Origin of the sequence: Dyella lipolytica (genome assembly GCF_030160075.1) — a bacterium.
Taxonomy (GTDB): Bacteria; Pseudomonadota; Gammaproteobacteria; order Xanthomonadales; family Rhodanobacteraceae; genus Dyella_B; species Dyella_B lipolytica.
The window spans coordinates 2,030,587-2,047,198 of the sequence record NZ_BSNQ01000003.1 but is presented as its reverse complement, the minus strand read 5'-3'; the positions used below and the strand labels follow the sequence as shown (position 1 = coordinate 2,047,198).

Sequence of the window (16,612 nt, the reverse complement as noted above, 5' to 3'; positions counted from 1 at the left end):
CCTCTCTCCAACGAGTGAGGGCCGCAGCCGACTTAATGCCCAGCGCCACTCACTTTCGCCGGCGGCTTAATCGCATACAGCAATGCCGGCAGAAAGATGAAGGTCGCCAGCAACACCGCCACCAGGCTGACCAGTAGCATGCGGCCCATGCTGGCCATGCCGAGATCGTGCGATAAGGCCAGCGAGCCGAACGCGGTGCCGGTGGTCAGTGCGGAAAACAAAACCGCACGCGCCGATGCCGAGCTGACGAAACGGCGCATGCCCGCGCGCCAGTTCATCACGAAGTACACGTTGAACGACACACCCACACCAAGCAGCAGGGGCAGTGCAATGATGTTGGCGTAATTGACCGCCATACCGAGCATGCGCGCGAGCAGGGCGGTCAGCAGGGCCGACATACCCAGCGTCAAGAGCACGATGCCGACATCGCGCAAGCGGCGGATCACCAGCAGCAGCACGATGGCGATGGCAATCGTTGCCAGCACGGCGGCCTGCTGGAATGCACGCATGATGGTGTCGGCCGAAGCGATCGTGGTGACGGCAGGGCCGCCCGCGTCGGGTGCGATGCGCTGCACCGCCTCTACGAAATGACGCAGGCCGACGGTGTCCTGTTCGTTGACGGTCGGCGAAACCTGGATGCGCACGTGACCGTTGGGGCTGACCCAGTCGCGTTTGATCGAGTCGGGCAGTGTCGCGAGGGACACCGCCTTAGCATTCAACGCGTCGCGCAGGCTGGCCAATTGCGCAGGCAGGAAGCGGCTCACGGCTTGGTTCATCGCCATCAACTGCGCATCGGGCGCATGGGCCAGGCGTTGCAGTGCTGCGTCTATGCCGCGCAGCGGCGAATCGGCAGGCAGATCTGCGTTGGCCTCCACGATAGCGTCGTGCGTGTCGGCGATAGCCGAGCGCAGCGCCGCCGGGGTCAGTACCGGTGCGGAAGGATCGACATCCAGCGACGGCAGCATCAATACCTGCGCCTGATCGAGCTGGTCGAGCGACGCCTGCTGATCGGCCGGCACGAAGGTCGCGGCCGAAATTACGCTGGATACTTCCGGCAGCTTCGACAGCTTGTCGGTGAGCGCGCGCGCGGTGTCCAGATCGGGCACCATGATGTTGATGTTGAAGGGGTTGGTAATCGGATTGTCGGCCAGACTGCGCAAGGTGCGCATCGGCTCGGAATGCGGATCCTGCGTGTTGAGCGGATTCGCATCGAACGGCATGCGCACCGCGGTCGCTAGACCGATCACGCCCAGCAGCGCGAACACAATGAGGACCGGCTTGTGGTGACAGTGCAAGGCCGAATCGAGCGAAGGGCCGAAAGGTAGCGACAGTTCCTTGCTCTGGGGCTTGGGCTTCGCCAGGCTCAACAGTGCCGGTAGCAGCGACAGTGTGCACACCAGCGCGATGCCCATGCCGACGCCGGCGATGGTGCCCAGCTCGGCTACACCGACGAAGCTGGTCGGCGAAAACGCCAGGAAACCGCATGCCGTTGCGGCGGCGGCCACGGCAATCTGGCTGCCGGAGACGCGCGCGCCTTCGGTCAGCGCTCTATCGATGTCGTTATAAATCATGCGCATTTCGCGCAAACGCACCGCGAACTGGATGCCGAAGTCGACCGCCAAGCCTACGAAAAGCACGGCGAATGCCACCGAGATCACGTTCAAGGTGCCAACGGCCAGCGCAGCGAAACCGATCGTCAACGCAAAGCCGACCAGCAGTGTCAGCAGGATCGGAATAATGCGGCGGAACGAATGCATCGCCAGATAAAGCCACAGCGCAAGCAGCAGCAGGCTCACCGCGGTGCTGGCGACGATGCCCCTGGTCAGCGCGCCGAACTGCACGTCTGCCAGCGCTACCGAACCGGTGTAGTCGATGCGCACGCGGCCGCTCTTCACATCCGGCAGACCGTCGCGGATGCTTTCCAGCGCCTTGGTGGCAGCGAGACCCGGTTGCAGCGAACCTTCCTCCAGCACGGGATGGGTCAGAACCAGGCGCACGTTGTCAGGCTGCTGGGTGATATCCGAGCCGAGCAGGCCTTGCCAGGAGAGTGGCGTGGGATGACCGTCGGCAGCGTTGTCCAGCACCTGGCGCAACTGATCCAGTGCAGGTTTGTAAGGAGTAAGGTCGGCGTGTTGGATCCGCACACCCGCGGCCATCAGCGATACGCCGTTCAATAGCCCACGTGCCGACGGATCGGTAGCCAGCGGCCCTAGCAGCGGCTGCGCATTCATCAGCGAGTTGAGCAGCTTGGTCAGGTCGTTCGGATCGAGCAGCAGCAGACCTTCTTGACGAAAGAAGGGATCGGCATCGGGGCGACTCACATCCTGAAAGTGTTTCTTGTCGGCCTCCATTGCCTTCGCCAGTTGCGCGGCGGTTTCGTCCGACTCCTCGGGCGTGGCGCCACGCACCACGGCCACCAGCACGTTGTTGAACTGCGGAAATTCGCGATCGAAGGCCAGGGCGTGTTGACGCCACGGCAAGGTACGGGCGAAGAGATTGTCCGTATTCGTATCGACACTTAGATGACCGGCGGCCTCCCAGATGCTGATGCCGGCTAGGGCGAAGAACAGCAATACGACGAGCACGGCGTAGCGCCGGCAAAGTTGGACAAGACGGACGATAAGCTCGGTCACGGGCCTAACGGCTCCTAGGAAAGTGGCGGATAAAACAGAGCGGCCAGCACGCTATGGAGTGCTTGCTGGCCGCCCGTCATATCACATTGTCTCAGGCGCTGGCCTGGCTTAGCGAGCCCACCTGCGGAAATCGAGCCCGTATCGCCTTGCGGATGCCCGGCAGATCCAGCCCGGCTTCGCTCAGTACTTCCTCGCGAGTGCCGTGTTCCAGGGGGGCATCGGGCAAGCCCAGGTGGAGGATCGGCAGGGTCACGCCATGGGCGGCCAGACACTCGGCGACCCCTGCACCGGCACCGCCGGCGACGACATTATCTTCGAGGGTAACGAACGCGCTGTGGTCCTTCGCCAGTTCAAGCATCAGCGCTTCGTCGAGTGGTTTGACGAAACGCATGTTCACCAGGGTGGCGTCGAGTTCCGCCGCGATTTCCGTCGCCGGCGCAAGCATCGCGCCGAAGCTGAGAATCGCCAGGCCATGACCGCGACGGCGCAGCTCGGCTTTGCCGATCGGCAAAGCATCCAGTTCCATGCGAACTGTCACGCCAGGACCGCCCCCGCGTGGATAACGAATGGCGGCAGGCCCGTCATGACGGAAGCCGGTGGTGAGCATGGCGCGGCACTCGTTCTCGTCGGCCGGCGCCATGATCACCATGTTGGGTAAGCAGCGCAGGAAGGTCAGATCGAAGCTGCCGGCATGCGTAGCGCCATCGGGACCCACCACGCCGGCGCGGTCGATGGCGAACGTCACATCCAGGTTTTGCAGCACCACATCGTGGATCGCCTGATCGTAGGCGCGCTGCAGGAATGTGGAATAGATAGCCACTACCGGCTTGGCGCCCTCGCACGCCATGCCGGCGGCCAGCGTCACAGCATGTTGCTCGGCAATCGCCACGTCGAAATAGCGCTGCGGATATTCCTTGGAAAAACGCACCAGCCCCGAACCTTCGCGCATCGCGGGCGTGATGCCGAGCAAGCGCTCGTCCGCGGCGGCCATATCGCATAGCCAGTCGCTGAAGACATCGGTGTAGGTCGGCTTGGACGGGCCGGATTTTTTCACCAGACCTGCGTTCGGATCGAACGGACTCACCGCGTGGTATTCGATCTGCGCCTGTTCCGCTGGCGCATAGCCTTTGCCCTTGGTGGTGATCACGTGCAGCAGCTGCGGACCTTGCCGATCCTTCACGGCGCGCAGCGCCTGCAGCAATTGTGGTATGTCGTGACCGTCGATCGGGCCGGTGTAATGGAAGCCCAGCTCCTCGAACATCGTGCTCGGCACGGTCACTTCGTTGGCGTGTTTTTCCCAATGCTTGGCCAGCCCGCCGACGTTCTCGCTGATCGACATGCCGTTATCGTTGAGCACCACCAGCATGTTCGCATCCACGGCGCCTGCATGGTTCAAGGCTTCGAATGCCATGCCGGCGGTCATCCCGCCATCGCCGATCACCGCCACCACTTTGCGCGGATCACCTTTGCGTTGCGCGGCGATCGCCATGCCTAGCGCGGCGGAAATCGACGTAGAGGAGTGGCCGACGCCAAATGTGTCGTACTCGCTTTCCTCACGACGCGGGAACGGCGCCAGGCCACCCTTCTTCTTGATGGTGGTGATGCGCTCGCGGCGGCCGGTGAGAATCTTGTGCGGATAGCACTGATGCCCCACGTCCCAGACCAGCCGGTCGTTCGGCGTATCGAACACATGGTGCAGCGCGACGGTGAGCTCCACCACACCCAGACCTGCCCCGAAATGACCGCCCGAACTGGCCACCGCCTCGATCAGATACCGGCGCAATTCGTCGGCGATGAGGGGGAGCTGTTCATCGGGAACACGGCGAAGATCTGCCGGCGTATGAATCGGCGACAGATGCGGATAACGGGACAGATCGATCATCTGCATATTGTTGGCGCTGCACCGGGGTGTAGCAAGGGCAACACCAGGGCGGGCTTAGGGCGCTGGCGCGCGCCGCGGCACCGGTTCAGGCCAGGGCTTCGCGCCGATGACGGGGCAGATGGCTCACCAGGAACTCCATCTGGTCGGCCAGGATATTGCGGTTGGATAGGATCAGATGTTCCACCCAGCTCGGCCGGTACGGTACAGCCAGCAGCGGCATATTGGCTTCCTGCGGCGTGCGATTGCTCTTCTTGAGGTTGCAGGCAAGGCACGCGCTCACCACGTTTTCCCATTCATCGCGACCGCGCTTGGAGATCGGCAGCACATGGTCGCGAGTCAACTCGCCGCGACTGAAGCGCTCGCCGCAGTACATGCATAGGAAACGGTCGCGGCCGAACAGCGCGCTATTGGTGAGCGCCGGAGCCGGGTCGATGGCGTGATCGCGGCAATGGCCGGTGCTGGCAACGATCGGGTGCAGGTCGATGCGGCTCTGCATGCCCAGGCTGCGGTTATGGCCGCCGTGGACGGTAAGGCAGGGGTCGCCCAGGGTCCAGGCCACGGCTTCGCGGACGTACAGGCAGACGGCGTCTTGCCAGCTGATCCAATCCAGGATCCGGCCGGCGGCATCCAGCGACAGCACACGGGTCGAGTTGAGATCGGCCCGATTTGGCACTTCCATAAGCATGCGTTTCGTCCTTCACCCAGTAGCGAAAGAGCGCCCCATCGATGCAACGGTGCTCGGTTTTCCCGAGCATAGACCAATTTAGTTGCAAATCGCATGCAAATCGTTGCCACGACAGCCAAAAAGCGTGGACCAGGGCCGATTCGCCCCGGGAACCGGGCGCTGATATAGTGACCATTCATCTGTAGACCCGACGCCGGGTTTGGGAGGGGGAGCCTGGGTGGCGACCCCGGCACGGCGGGGCAGAGGTAAGTAACGTGGCTGAAGTTCTTTTCTACGAGCGGCCGGTACCGCTCAACCGCACCGCTCACAAGGATCTGCGCATCAAGGGGCTGCAGAACCTCAAGTTTGCGCACAACGTGCACTCCGTGCCGCTGACCTGCAGCGAATTCCCGGTCACCGCGCGCGATATCCCGATCCTGTTCGCCGGCAACGACATGGCCAGTGCAGGCCCGATGGCACTGCTCGGTCTGCGCCAGAACGAAAACTTGTTCGTGGATATGAAGGGTCAGTGGGCGCCGGGTGTGTACATTCCCGCGTTCGTGCGCCGCTATCCGTTCGTGCTGGCTGAAAAGCCGGTCGGCACGGAAGGTGACGATTTCACCGTGTTCCTCGATGAAGCCTATGAAGGCTTCAACGACAAGGAAGGCGAGCGTCTGTTCAAGGAAGACGGTACTGAAACCGAGATCCTGACCAACGCCGTGAACTTCCTCGGCGAATTCCAGCAGCACGTGGCGCGCACCAAGCAGCTGATGGAAGACCTGCGCAAGCACGACCTGCTCGAGCCGCGCAATATCCGCCTGGAGCGCAACGGCAACGTGCTCAACCTCAACGGCCTGTTCGTGGTCAGCGAGGAAAAGCTGCGCAAGATCGACGCCGAGACTGCACACCGCTTCCTCAACGACGGCACCATGGGCTGGATCTTCGCCCATCTGTTGTCGCTGGCGAATATCGACCGCGTGGGTCAGCGTCTTGCCGAGCGTGAAGAAGCCGAAGCGGCGAACGCTACCAAGAACTGATCGCTTCCAGCGTGACAATGAAAAAGCCGCCCGCCGGGCGGCTTTTTTATGCCGTCGCCACAAGGCGATGGCGTAGGTAAATGTGCGTTGTCTGGAAGATGTGGATATGGCGAGTTTGAAACACGTCCAGATCGACGGGCGCAGTTTCTAGATGCGTCGGGACGCCTCGTTCCCCAAGCTACGATCATTCGTACAGACGCAGGCGATCTGCTTGTGAATACCTAAAGCAGCCTTCAATGCATGCCGTTTCGCATGTGGGTCGACGACTACATATAAGTGCGCACAAGAAGAGTCGACGAAGGGATGTCGACGATATCGCGGTCGGGTGTCCCTCATAACAATTCAGCGCAGATGAAAGCCGTAGTCAGGGAAATTAGGAGTAAGTCGATCATGGACATAAACGATCCGAGCCTGGGAGCCGTTCTGAATCAGTTTGCAAAGCAGTCTGGTGTCACTGCAGATCAAGCTGCGCAACTGCGCAAAGTGTTCGACAGGTATTCAAATTTACTGCTTGGACCCTTCACTGAGTATGCAAAGACTGGCCAGCTCACGCGCTTTGCCATCGCCAAGTCCAGCGACGAGCCCAACTTAACGGGCGCCTACGATCCATTGACCGGCGTGATTACACTCCCTGCGAACAGCTTTAAGGCGGAAAACCAAACGGTAAGCGGCGACCTGACGGCAGCAGTCTTCTTGCAGGGGATGATCGTGCATTTAGCACATCAAACCTACCAGGACGAAAAAGGCACCACGCAAACTGTGTCGCCGGAGATGATTCGCAATCTGCAGTCCGTCTTCAATGACGATCCTGTGGTTGCGAGCGAGGTGAAGCGAGCGGTGTTAGCAGGGAGCTTGCGATACATCGGTATTCTTGATCCCAAGGCGGGACTAGGCGGGCGCTATGATTTTGCGAGCAAGACCATGCTTTTGCTTGCGGATGATCTGGTCGATCCGCTGCCGCCAAAAACTTTTTCAGCGGAGAAAGCACCGAGCCTGGCATTTATTCTCGGTCATGAAATTCAGCACGCCTTGCATCGAAATCAGCAAATTTTTGCAAGCCGGCAGTTTATTAAGGGAGTCGAAAACATCGCCGCCAGCCCGCAGTTGGATCATGACTATTCCGGTCCGGTTCGAACGATGTTCGAGGAGTGCCGTTGGGACGAAGCCAGCGCTGAGATCGCGGGTTGGAATGCGTTGGTCTGTAAGGTCCGCGTAGATAATCCTAGTGCGACGCTCAATGATGTATTCGATGCGGAACCGAACAGGGCATGTGATTTTGTCGAGCTTGACTCTGCAACGAAGCAATATCGCGCCAAGCCAGGCCTGAGTTTCAACGCCGATCTTACGCTTTCCGATACTGAGGAAAACCTCGACGCGATGGGCAAGTATTACTTCGATCAACCGGCGAAGGCCCATGGGCATCGAGGTCCCTCCATGGCACTTGGTTCCCGGGGAGAAAGCGACTACCGGAATCATTATGGAAAGGACATGGTGAAACGCATCATTTCCGAAGAGCGCACGTATGCAGTTTCTGTGGACGGCAAATCGTCCAAGCTGGAGTTGAACATGCGCGGTTTAGGTTTGAATCGCCGTTTAATGGAACGGGATGGGCTTAAAATCGACATCCGGCCGGAGGAGCCCCAGCGTTACTACGACACCGGTAAGCGCCGAGAGGGTCGGCATTATTTCCATAACACCGTGCGCCATGAGAAAGATGACGAGGGAGTGTCCACGACGTTGTCGGCGAAGGATATGAATAACCCGAGCCATCCGAGCAACGCTCCCTATCGTGAAAGCAACCAGCAGTTGCCTTCGGAAAGATCCTCTGAACAAACCACCCCTCATGACCCACGCCACTCCCTTCACCGCGATCATGCGCAGTATCAAAGCATACGTGGCCAAACCAGGGAGCTCTTCGCCCGGCATGGCGTCCCACTTGACGGCGATCGGCTAGAGCGCACCACGGCAGCGATCATGCGGGATGTCAAAGCCCATCGCATGACACGTGTAGCAACTATGGAGTTCAGCGCAGATCGTCTCACCGGTCAGCCCGACCTGCGTGGCAATGTGATTGCCTACAGCGATGAGCCACAGAAGCTCATTCGCTCACGGAGTGTCACTTCCATTGTGCAGGCGCAACAGACGCCGCCGGAACAGTCATATCTGCAGCGGGAGCAGGTCCCCCACAAGGATCAAACCATCGATCAACCACTCCAGCCGTCGCGAGCGCGAGCGCGTTAGTAGGCGATGCTGCCTGATCTAGGCGATGGTGTCGCCGCAAGTGAGCGCTCCATCGGAGATGCGTGAACCACGATGCACTTCGTGGTTCCCTCGTTATGGTTTGGGCTTTACGGGATTGTCTTGCGGATGCATGGCGGTTACTTCGGCGGCAGTGATGCTGTCGCTGTAGTGATTGCCGAAATGCGTGCGGACGTAGTTGATGACTTCGGCAATCTGCGCGTCGCTCAGCTTGGCGTCCTCGAAGAAGCTGCGGTTAGTCGACAGTTTGGTTTCGAAGGAAGGCATGTCATGCCGGCCGAAGAGGATCACTGCAGCCATGTATTGCGGCGATGCCAAGCGGGGATTGCCGGTGAGCGCAGGATACGTGCCAGCACCGGTCGCGCCTTTGGCATCGGGCATATGGCAGCCCTGGCAGATATGGCGAAAGATCGCTTCGCCGTGGGCGTCGCGCAGCGTGGCGCGCGTATAGAGCGCATTATCGGAAGACTGTGCGTGAGCTGTCCCTGCGCAGATGAGCCATAAGGCCATGCCGCAGCTATGTAAGATGCGCCGACTCATGCGGCACCTCCTGCTACGACGCGTTGATGGATCCGAGTAATGACATCCAGCGCCGACGTCACCGCGCCCTCCTGCCAGGCAGGGAGATAGGACGCATGTTCGCCAGCGAGCGCAATGCGGCCGTCGATCTGGCAGAGGTTGTCGTAGTGCTTGGCGCGCGCTTCTTCGGACCACGTCGCGAAACAGCCGAGCGTAAAGGGCGAGCGATGCCACGCCACGGAGATGCCGTTCTCGAATTCCGCTTTGTATTGGGGATGAATCTGGCTGCCGTATTCCACCGCTTTACGCACCCGTTCCTCGGGCGACATGGCGGTGAATTCATAAGCGTTGAGGCCCCAGAGATAACCGCCCAGCAGCACGCCTTTGCGGCTGTTGAAGTCGTTGCTCGGATAGCTGATGTTGTTGATCGGTAGATCGGTCGCGGTGACGCCACCATAGATGTCGTCGTCTTCTTCCCAGAAGCGGCGTTTGAATTGCAGGCCGACTTTGACTGTGGCTGCGTAGGGAACGGCCGCGATCGCATCGGCCATCGCCGCACCCACGTTCATCGGGATCTGGCTGAGGATGGAAAGGGGAATGGTGCAGATACACCAGTCGCCTTGCGCTTTCATAACGCGGCCAGGGTGGCGCGTGTCTTCATAAGTCGCTGTGACGCCGTGTTCGTCTTGGTGGATCGACGTGACCTTGGCGTTGTAGCGAATCGATCCATCCAGTGCGCGACCGAATGCTTCGCCGATGCGACCCATGCCACCGACCGGCTGGAATAGCGTGGTCTGGAATTCGTAGTTGTCGCCTTCGGTGAGGTTCGACCATAAATGCGAATTCAGCACATCGTGAAGCTGCAGCGGCTGGGAATCCACCGGTTTGGCCGACAGCCCGCCACCGGGTGCCTTGTCGTATCCGCGGCGATTGCTGACGTTGTGGCCCGCTGCGTAAGCGTAGTTTTTGTCGAGGGCGCCCCACTGACGCAACGAATCCAGTAATAGCGCCTGATCGTCTTTACTCACCGGCGCGTCGAGTTTGCCTTGCTGGGTGACTTTGGCCAGCAGTTCCGCCACGTGCCCACGGTAATCCGCATTGATGGTGCGATAGCGTTGCGGCTTGCCGCCGAAAGCATTGGCACCGTGCAGATAAGCGTTGTGATTGATCTGCACGAAGGGTTCGAGCGGCACGCCCAGTTTCTTGCAGTAATCCAGTAAGCCGCGATGGTGATAAGGAATGCGCCACGGGCCGGGATTGAAGTACTGCCCGCGATCGAACCGACAATGCTGGGTGAAGCCGCCGAGCTCGGTATACGTATCGCCGCCGCGCAGTGTCCAGTTCCTTCCGCCCGGCCGAGGGTTGTACTCGAGCACATGCACCTTGTAACCGGCCTGGCGCAACTCGTAGGCGGCGACCATGCCGGCCAGTCCAGCACCAAGAATCAGTACGGATGCGCCGCGTGGCGCACCTTGCAGTTTCGGTGTGCCTTTGTACGGCGACTCGGCGGCAAGGCCGAGGCTGCCCATCGCCTGGTACATCGCCGCGCCGCCCGCACTTAGACCGATCATACGCAGCAGATCGCGGCGTTTGATCGAAAATTCGGAACCTTCCCCTTGCATCGCTTGCCCCACTTGTACTCAGTGCGACAGGACATCGCATCCGTCGCTGTAACGACAGTGACATAAGGCATATTCCCAGCGCTGAGCTTCAATCCTCTACCTGCGGAAGTACGCAGGCAGAGAACCGGTTCAGTGCGTCGGCTTGGCGAGTCGAAGCAGATCGACGCTGTAACCGGCGGCTTCGTACAGCGCCCGTGCGCGTTCGTTGCCGGGAAACACCGCCAGCGTGACCAGCTGGCATTGATGTTCACGCGCCCAGTCCTCGGCGTGGGCAATCAACGCCTTGCCCACACCCTGGCCCTCATGGCGCGGTGCGACCGCGAGGTCGGAAATATGGCAATTGGAGCGGCCGGTGAAGTAGTCCTGCGTTTTCTGCAGATGAATAAAGCCGACGCGTTCGCCGTCTTCGTTTTCGGCCACGAATACGTAGCTATTGGCGGGTTGTTCGTCCAGCTGGCGGCTGAGATCCTTGCGGATGCCTTCGATGCATTCGTGTCGCTTACGCCAGGCTGGCAGCGAAAAATCCACGAAACGCGGGACGAGGCCAAGAATGAAGTTGTCGTCATCCTCGGCGAGACGAATCAGAAAATGGTTGTCGCTCATTGCGTCGAACAGTCAGTGAGAACGGGTAGGCTCGGTTCTACACCCAAGCCGGTTCCATGTGGAAGTACCCGAACGCATAACGCATGGCCTCCGCGCCCTCCCGACGGAGAGGGCGCGAAGGGCGCCGCTCAGTCGCCGACGACCGGCAGTGCGATGTAGCTGGCCTGATCCGCGGCGTGATAAATGCGCTGCGTAGCCTTCTGATAGTCGCCCGGCTTGGCCCAGAACATGTTGGGCACGAAGGTCTGCGGATTGCGGTCGTACAGCGGGAACCAGCTGGACTGCACCTGCACCATCACGCGATGGCCGGGCAGGAAGACATGGTTGGCCGACGGCAGATCAAAGCGGTAGGCCAGCGGCTGGTTGGCGGCGAGCGGCTTGGGGTTGTCGTAACCTTCGCGATAGCGGCCACGGAAAATATCCATCGATACGGCGAGCTGGTAGCCGCCCATCTCGGGTTGTTCGGACACCTGGTCGGGATACACGTCGATCAGTTTCACGACCCAGTCGCTGTCGGTGCCGCTGGTCGAGGCGACCAGATGCACGATGGGGGCGCCGGCGATGGTCAGCGGCTGGGTGAGCACGTCGGAGACGTAGGTGACGACATCGGTGCGGCCGGAGGCTTCGCGCTGGTCATCGACCAGCCACTGTGGCCAGGTCAGGCCGTTGTCATAGCCGATCGGCTGGATTGGCCGTGCACGGAAGGGCACGGGGTGCGCGGGATCGGAGACGTATTCGTCATACGCCGTGCCTGATGTCGATGCGCTGAAACTCAGCTTCTGATCCGCCTGAAGATAGAGCGGACGGCTTTTCGTAGCGCAGCCTTCCTCGCACGCAAGCGGCCAGCGATTCAGTCGCTGCCACTGATTGGTGCCGGTCTGGAACGCCGTCACCGGGGCGATGTCGGCTTTGGGGGCACCATCCTTGAGATAGTGCGCGAGATAGGGCCGCAGGATGTGCTCGCGGAAATACTTGGCGGTGTCGCTACCGAAACGGATGGCACCCAGCGAGCTGCCTTCTTCGATTTCCTGGCCGTGATGCCAGGGGCCCATGACCAGCTTCACCATGTCGCCGTTCTTGTCTTTCGGCTTGATCGCACGATAGACGGCAAGCGCGCCGTAGATGTCTTCCTGATCCCACAGGCTATGGACCAGCATCACCGGCACTTTCAGCGGTTGTGCGGCAAGCAGCTTGTCGACCGCCTGGTCGCTCCAGAACGAATCGTACGCGGGATGGGCGATGACCTTGTTCCAGAAACCGATTTGCTGCATGCCGTACTGGTTGCCGAGTGCGCCGGCAGAACCGGCTTGCATGAACAGGTCGTATTCGTCATGGTAGTCGGTCCACCATTTGTAGCTGTTGTCGCGACTGGCGGTCTGCTCGTAGATGTAGGACATGTTCTGCTGGCGGAACGCACCATGATGGAACCAGTCATCGCCCATCCACCCATCCACCATCGGGTTCATCGGCACCGCGACTTTCAGCGCGGGATGCGGATTCACCAGCGACATCAGCGGCTCGAAGCCGTCATAGGAAATGCCGATGGTGCCGACCTTGCCGTTCGATTCGGGAATGTTCTTCACCAGCCAGTCGATGGTGTCGTAAGTGTCGGTGGCGTCATCGACAGGTGTGGGATTGAGCGGTCCGTGCACGGGCCGGTTCATCACGTAATCGCCTTGGGAGCCGTATTTGCCGCGGATGTCCTGAATCACGCGGATATAGCCATCCTCCACAATCACGTCCGTGGCATTGTCGTAGCCTTCCAGCATGGGGCCGAGGTGTCCGCTCATCATGTGATGGGTGAGTGCCTTGGCTTCGTAGGGTGTGCGCGTCAGCACGATGCCGGCGTGTTTGGCATTTTTCGGAATCAGGATCACCGTGTTCAACTTCACGCCGTCGCGCATCGGAATCATCACGTCGCGTTCGACGTAGTCGAAGCTGCTGGTGACCGGCTTGAAACTGACGGGTGTTTCGCTGGGATAGTTGGGGTATTGCTGGGAAGGCGCGTCCGTCGCCATGGAGGCACTGCCCAGTGAGAGCAGCAGGGTAAAAAACGCGGGCTTTACCCCGCGCCATGCGATCACGGCACGACTCGACTTCATGGTGACTCCCCGTTGGATGTGCAAGCTAGCCTAGCCGTAATGAGCGGCTAGAGCATGCGGCGTTGCGCTAAGAGCCGCTAACAAAACTACTGCGCAACCACGGGGTGGGCGCGGTCGGTGCTCGGAATCCTCATGTACGACCCAGTACACTCCGGTTCCTGCGCGCCACCCGCACCCACCCCGCGGCCGCTCGCTACGTTTTGTTAGCGGCTCTAAAACAAAACGCCCGGACTGACCGGGCGTTTTGTTCCGCAACATACAGTGAGTTGCTTACGCAATGGCTGGCAATGTCGCAACGCCCGCTTCGACCGCTGCTTTGTGCATATGCGTGCGCGGCAGAATACGTGCGAAGTAGAACGCGGCCGTGTCCCGCTTGGCCTGCTTGAACGCCGCCTGCTGCGAACTCTTCTCCACCGCAGCCACGGCGCGCGCCCAGAAGTAGGCGAGGGTGATGTAACCGCTGTAGTAGAGGTAGTCGTTGGCGGCTGCGCCGAGTTCTTCCGGATTGCTCTGGATGCGTTGTGCGAGCTTGAGCGTGAGCTCGCCCCATTCCTTGGCCAGCGCACCGAGTGGCCCGATGTAGGGACGCAATGCTTCATCCTGCGCATTCTGCTTACAGAACGCGCCGATCTCGCCCAGGAAATGCTGCAGGCCGACGCCCTTCAGCTGGAGGATCTTGCGGCCGAGCAAGTCCGCGGCCTGGATACCGGTGGTGCCTTCATACAGCGTGATGATGCGGGCGTCGCGCACGAACTGCTCAACACCGTTCTCCACGATAAAGCCGTGGCCGCCATATACCTGCAACGCTTCTTTGGTGCACTCCTGCGCCAACTCCGTGACCACGCCCTTGGCGATCGGAATCAGGAAGGCGAGCAGCTCGCCGGCTTTTTGCCGGGTAGCTTCATCGGCGTCGCGTGCTTCGATGTCGGTCTGCAGTGCGGCGTACAGCAGCAATGCGCGCGAACCTTCCACGAAGGCGCGCTGCGTGAGCAGCATGCGGCGCACGTCTGGCTGCACCAGCAGATTGTCTGCCGGCTTGTCCGGGAACTTCGGGCCGGAAAGCGAGCGCGATTGCAGACGCTCACGCGCATAGTTGGCGCTGTTCTGCAGCGCCCGTTCGGCCAAGGCTAGACCCTGCACGCCGACCGACAGGCGAGCGGCATTCATCATGGTGAACATCGCGGCCAGGCCTTTGTGCGGCTCGCCGATCAGATAACCCTCGGCATCGTCGAAATTCATCACGCAGGTGGCCGAGCCGCGAATACCCATCTTGTGTTCGATCGCACCCGGATAAACGTTGTTGCGCTCACCGGGCGTGCCGTCCGCCTTAAGCTTGAACTTCGGCACGATGAACATGGAGATGCCGCGACTGCCGGCCGGTGCATCGGGCAAACGTGCCAGCACCAGATGAATGATGTTCTCGGCCAGGTCGTGATCGCCAGCGCTGATGAAGATCTTCGTACCCGTGATCTTGTAGCTGCCGTTAGCGCCAGGTTCGGCGCGCGTTTTCAGCAGTCCGAGATCGGAACCGGCCTGCGGCTCGGTGAGGCACATGGTGCCCGTCCACCGGCCGGCCACGATGGGTTTCAGATACGACTGTTTCTGCTCGTCGGTGCCATGCAGTTCCAGCGCATGACAAGCGCCTTCGGAAAGCAGCGGGTACAGGCTCCACGAAAGATTGCCCGACTGAAACATCTCGGTGGTGGCAACGCCCATCACCGAAGGCAGCGCCTGACCGCCGAACTCCTCCGACATGGTGAGACCCGCCCAGCCGCCATCGGAGAACTGGCGGAACGCTTCCTTGAACCCCTTGGGCGTGGTGACGCTGCGGGTGGCCTTGTCGAAGTGGCAACCTTCTTCATCGCCTGGCGCATTGGTGGGTGCCAGCACCTGTTCGCTGAGCTTGCCGGCTTCCTCGAGTACGGCATCGAGCAGGTCGCGGGTGTGGCCATCGCCGCCTTGCAGCTTGGTAAGAATGGCTTCGGCGCCGATCACGTCGAAGAGTGCAAAGCGCTGGTCGTCGAGTGGGGCCTTGTAGAGCGTCATGGCGTAAGTCCTTCGTGTGGCGTGTGCGGTAGCGCGGTCAGCGGTAGGTATTGGCGATGCCGGGAACCGGCGAGAGGAAGTCGTTATGGTCGAATGCGAAGTCGCGCGGATTTTTGTTGTCCGGGTGATCTTCCAGGTTGGGCGTGCAATGCACGGTGCCCCGCAAGTCATAGGCCAGCGAACCGGCGCTGCCCTTCTTGGCCACCGCCTGCAGCGCCTGGTTCATGGCTTCCGTAGGCAGCACGTCGACTTGCAGCACATCGCCAGCAAAGGAGGGGATGTCCAGATTGAACCCCGCATGCACGCGCACGGGTATGCCTTGCGCCACTTGGAGCTGGCCTTCGATCGACTGGTAATTCATGCCGGTGTAGCTGTTGTTTTGGATTCGTACGGTGAGCTGCCACGCGCCATCCGGCTGCACGTGCATCTGCTGGATCGTGATGATGGGCGGAAACACGCTCTGGCGCTGCGGTCCGCAGGCGACCAGCAGGCAAGCCAGTATCACAAGGGCCAATCCGTGGAGCAGTCGTTTCATGGAGTCACCTCAAACGATTGTTTGAATATATATCAGGGAGTGGAGCGGGTGGAATGGGCTCTCGCAAACCCAAACGTTTCAAACTGCCAGCGTTATACGCGGTTCCCAATGTCACGCGGAGCAGGCATCATTGGCGGTTACGCCCACTCCATGTTCGGTTGCCCATGACCCGTCGTATCGCTGCCCGCCGCTCTCCCATCCATGGCAATGGCGTCTTCGCCGTCGCCCCGATCAAGAAGGGCGAGGAAATCATCGAGTACAAGGGCACGATGATGACCCATGCCCAGGCCGACAAGATGTACGGCGACGGTGGCGAGACGGGGCATACCTTTCTGTTCACGCTCAACGACGACTACATCATCGACGCCAATCGCAAGGGCAACACCGCGCGCTGGATCAACCACAGCTGCAATCCCAATTGCGAAGCCTTCGTCGAGGAAAGCGAAAGCGGCGATCCGCGCAAGGATCGGGTGATTATCGAAGCCAAGCGCAACATCAAGCCGGGCGAAGAACTTACCTACGACTACGGCATCGTGCTGGAGGTTCCGCATACCGCACGATTGAAGAAGCTATGGGTGTGCTTGTGCGGCTCGCCCAAGTGCACAGGTACGCTGCTCAAGCCCAAGCGCTGACATCGTGCTGCGTCCGATATGGGCGCGCCCCTCGAACGATTTCGCCGGCAATTCCCGGCCGTTTCCCCGCTGGCAGCC

Annotated in this window: 12 protein-coding genes and 1 other RNA gene; 4 read left to right on the top strand and 9 right to left on the bottom strand. The window is 60.6% G+C overall.

Translation table 11 applies throughout. From position 1 onward, the window contains the following. Positions 1-32: 32 nt before the first annotated feature. The 3 genes from QQL64_RS10630 to QQL64_RS10620 form a co-directional block, all read right to left on the bottom strand. Positions 33-2,633, bottom strand: coding sequence for an MMPL family transporter (locus tag QQL64_RS10630; RefSeq protein ID WP_284399091.1), 2,601 nt, complete (start codon positions 2,631-2,633; stop codon positions 33-35). A gap of 91 nt (positions 2,634-2,724) precedes the next feature. Then, positions 2,725-4,515: a 1-deoxy-D-xylulose-5-phosphate synthase gene (gene dxs / locus QQL64_RS10625; protein WP_284399088.1), complete on the bottom strand. Its 1,791-nt coding sequence runs from the start codon at positions 4,513-4,515 to the stop codon at positions 2,725-2,727. Between the two features lie 85 nt (positions 4,516-4,600). Continuing rightward, on the bottom strand, positions 4,601-5,200 hold the full coding sequence (locus QQL64_RS10620; protein WP_284399086.1) for an HNH endonuclease: 600 nt from the start codon (positions 5,198-5,200) through the stop codon (positions 4,601-4,603). Positions 5,201-5,454: 254 nt separating this feature from the next. Between QQL64_RS10620 and QQL64_RS10615 the strand changes: the two genes are divergently transcribed. Together QQL64_RS10615 and QQL64_RS10610 are read left to right on the top strand one after the other, a co-directional pair. After that, entirely contained in the window at positions 5,455-6,216 is a 762-nt protein-coding gene (locus tag QQL64_RS10615; protein ID WP_284399081.1) for a SapC family protein, read from the top strand. A gap of 390 nt (positions 6,217-6,606) precedes the next feature. Then, positions 6,607-8,457 carry an XVIPCD domain-containing protein gene (locus QQL64_RS10610; RefSeq protein WP_284399079.1) on the top strand — a complete coding sequence of 617 codons (1,851 nt, stop codon included), beginning with the start codon at positions 6,607-6,609 and terminating at the stop codon, positions 8,455-8,457. A gap of 93 nt (positions 8,458-8,550) precedes the next feature. On the opposite strand, the gene QQL64_RS10605 is transcribed toward QQL64_RS10610, so the two are convergent. The 4 genes from QQL64_RS10605 to QQL64_RS10590 all read right to left on the bottom strand — a co-directional run bounded on the left by QQL64_RS10605 (position 8,551) and on the right by QQL64_RS10590 (position 13,321). Then, positions 8,551-9,015 (bottom strand): c-type cytochrome, encoded by a 465-nt coding sequence (locus QQL64_RS10605; RefSeq protein ID WP_284399076.1) that lies wholly within the window; start codon positions 9,013-9,015, stop codon positions 8,551-8,553. Then, entirely contained in the window at positions 9,012-10,616 is a 1,605-nt protein-coding gene (locus tag QQL64_RS10600; RefSeq protein WP_284399073.1) for a flavin monoamine oxidase family protein, read from the bottom strand. The genes QQL64_RS10605 and QQL64_RS10600 overlap by 4 nt, the downstream gene beginning before the upstream one ends. 129 nt (positions 10,617-10,745) lie before the next feature. After that, positions 10,746-11,219, bottom strand: a complete 474-nt coding sequence (locus tag QQL64_RS10595) for a GNAT family N-acetyltransferase (protein ID WP_284399070.1) — start codon at positions 11,217-11,219, stop codon at positions 10,746-10,748. A 128-nt stretch (positions 11,220-11,347) separates the two neighbouring features. Beyond that, positions 11,348-13,321 carry a CocE/NonD family hydrolase gene (locus QQL64_RS10590; RefSeq protein ID WP_284399068.1) on the bottom strand — a complete coding sequence of 658 codons (1,974 nt, stop codon included), beginning with the start codon at positions 13,319-13,321 and terminating at the stop codon, positions 11,348-11,350. A 132-nt stretch (positions 13,322-13,453) separates the two neighbouring features. On the opposite strand from QQL64_RS10590, the gene QQL64_RS10585 reads away from it, so the two are divergent. Continuing rightward, positions 13,454-13,530, top strand: a non-coding RNA gene (locus QQL64_RS10585) — sX9 sRNA. 61 nt (positions 13,531-13,591) lie between these two features. On the opposite strand, the gene QQL64_RS10580 is transcribed toward QQL64_RS10585, so the two are convergent. Continuing rightward, a complete protein-coding gene (locus tag QQL64_RS10580; RefSeq protein WP_284399066.1) occupies positions 13,592-15,367 on the bottom strand; it encodes an acyl-CoA dehydrogenase C-terminal domain-containing protein in 1,776 nt (591 codons plus the stop codon). A 37-nt stretch (positions 15,368-15,404) separates the two neighbouring features. Continuing rightward, the gene (locus QQL64_RS10575; RefSeq protein WP_284399064.1) at positions 15,405-15,902 is read right to left on the bottom strand and encodes a hypothetical protein; all 498 of its coding nucleotides are present in this window, start codon (positions 15,900-15,902) and stop codon (positions 15,405-15,407) included. A gap of 164 nt (positions 15,903-16,066) precedes the next feature. On the opposite strand from QQL64_RS10575, the gene QQL64_RS10570 reads away from it, so the two are divergent. After that, positions 16,067-16,534 (top strand): SET domain-containing protein, encoded by a 468-nt coding sequence (locus QQL64_RS10570; RefSeq protein WP_284399062.1) that lies wholly within the window; start codon positions 16,067-16,069, stop codon positions 16,532-16,534. Positions 16,535-16,612: the final 78 nt, after the last annotated feature.

Coding starts and splice junctions, on each gene's coding strand:
- QQL64_RS10595 (WP_284399070.1), bottom strand. CDS start 11,219: ATGAGCGACAACCATTTTCTGATTCGTCTCGCCGAGGATGACGACAAC.
- QQL64_RS10620 (WP_284399086.1), bottom strand. CDS start 5,200: ATGCTTATGGAAGTGCCAAATCGGGCCGATCTCAACTCGACCCGTGTG.
- QQL64_RS10575 (WP_284399064.1), bottom strand. CDS start 15,902: ATGAAACGACTGCTCCACGGATTGGCCCTTGTGATACTGGCTTGCCTG.
- QQL64_RS10590 (WP_284399068.1), bottom strand. CDS start 13,321: ATGAAGTCGAGTCGTGCCGTGATCGCATGGCGCGGGGTAAAGCCCGCG.
- QQL64_RS10580 (WP_284399066.1), bottom strand. CDS start 15,367: ATGACGCTCTACAAGGCCCCACTCGACGACCAGCGCTTTGCACTCTTC.
- dxs (WP_284399088.1), bottom strand. CDS start 4,515: ATGATCGATCTGTCCCGTTATCCGCATCTGTCGCCGATTCATACGCCG.
- QQL64_RS10600 (WP_284399073.1), bottom strand. CDS start 10,616: ATGCAAGGGGAAGGTTCCGAATTTTCGATCAAACGCCGCGATCTGCTG.
- QQL64_RS10570 (WP_284399062.1), top strand. CDS start 16,067: ATGACCCGTCGTATCGCTGCCCGCCGCTCTCCCATCCATGGCAATGGC.
- QQL64_RS10610 (WP_284399079.1), top strand. CDS start 6,607: ATGGACATAAACGATCCGAGCCTGGGAGCCGTTCTGAATCAGTTTGCA.
- QQL64_RS10605 (WP_284399076.1), bottom strand. CDS start 9,015: ATGAGTCGGCGCATCTTACATAGCTGCGGCATGGCCTTATGGCTCATC.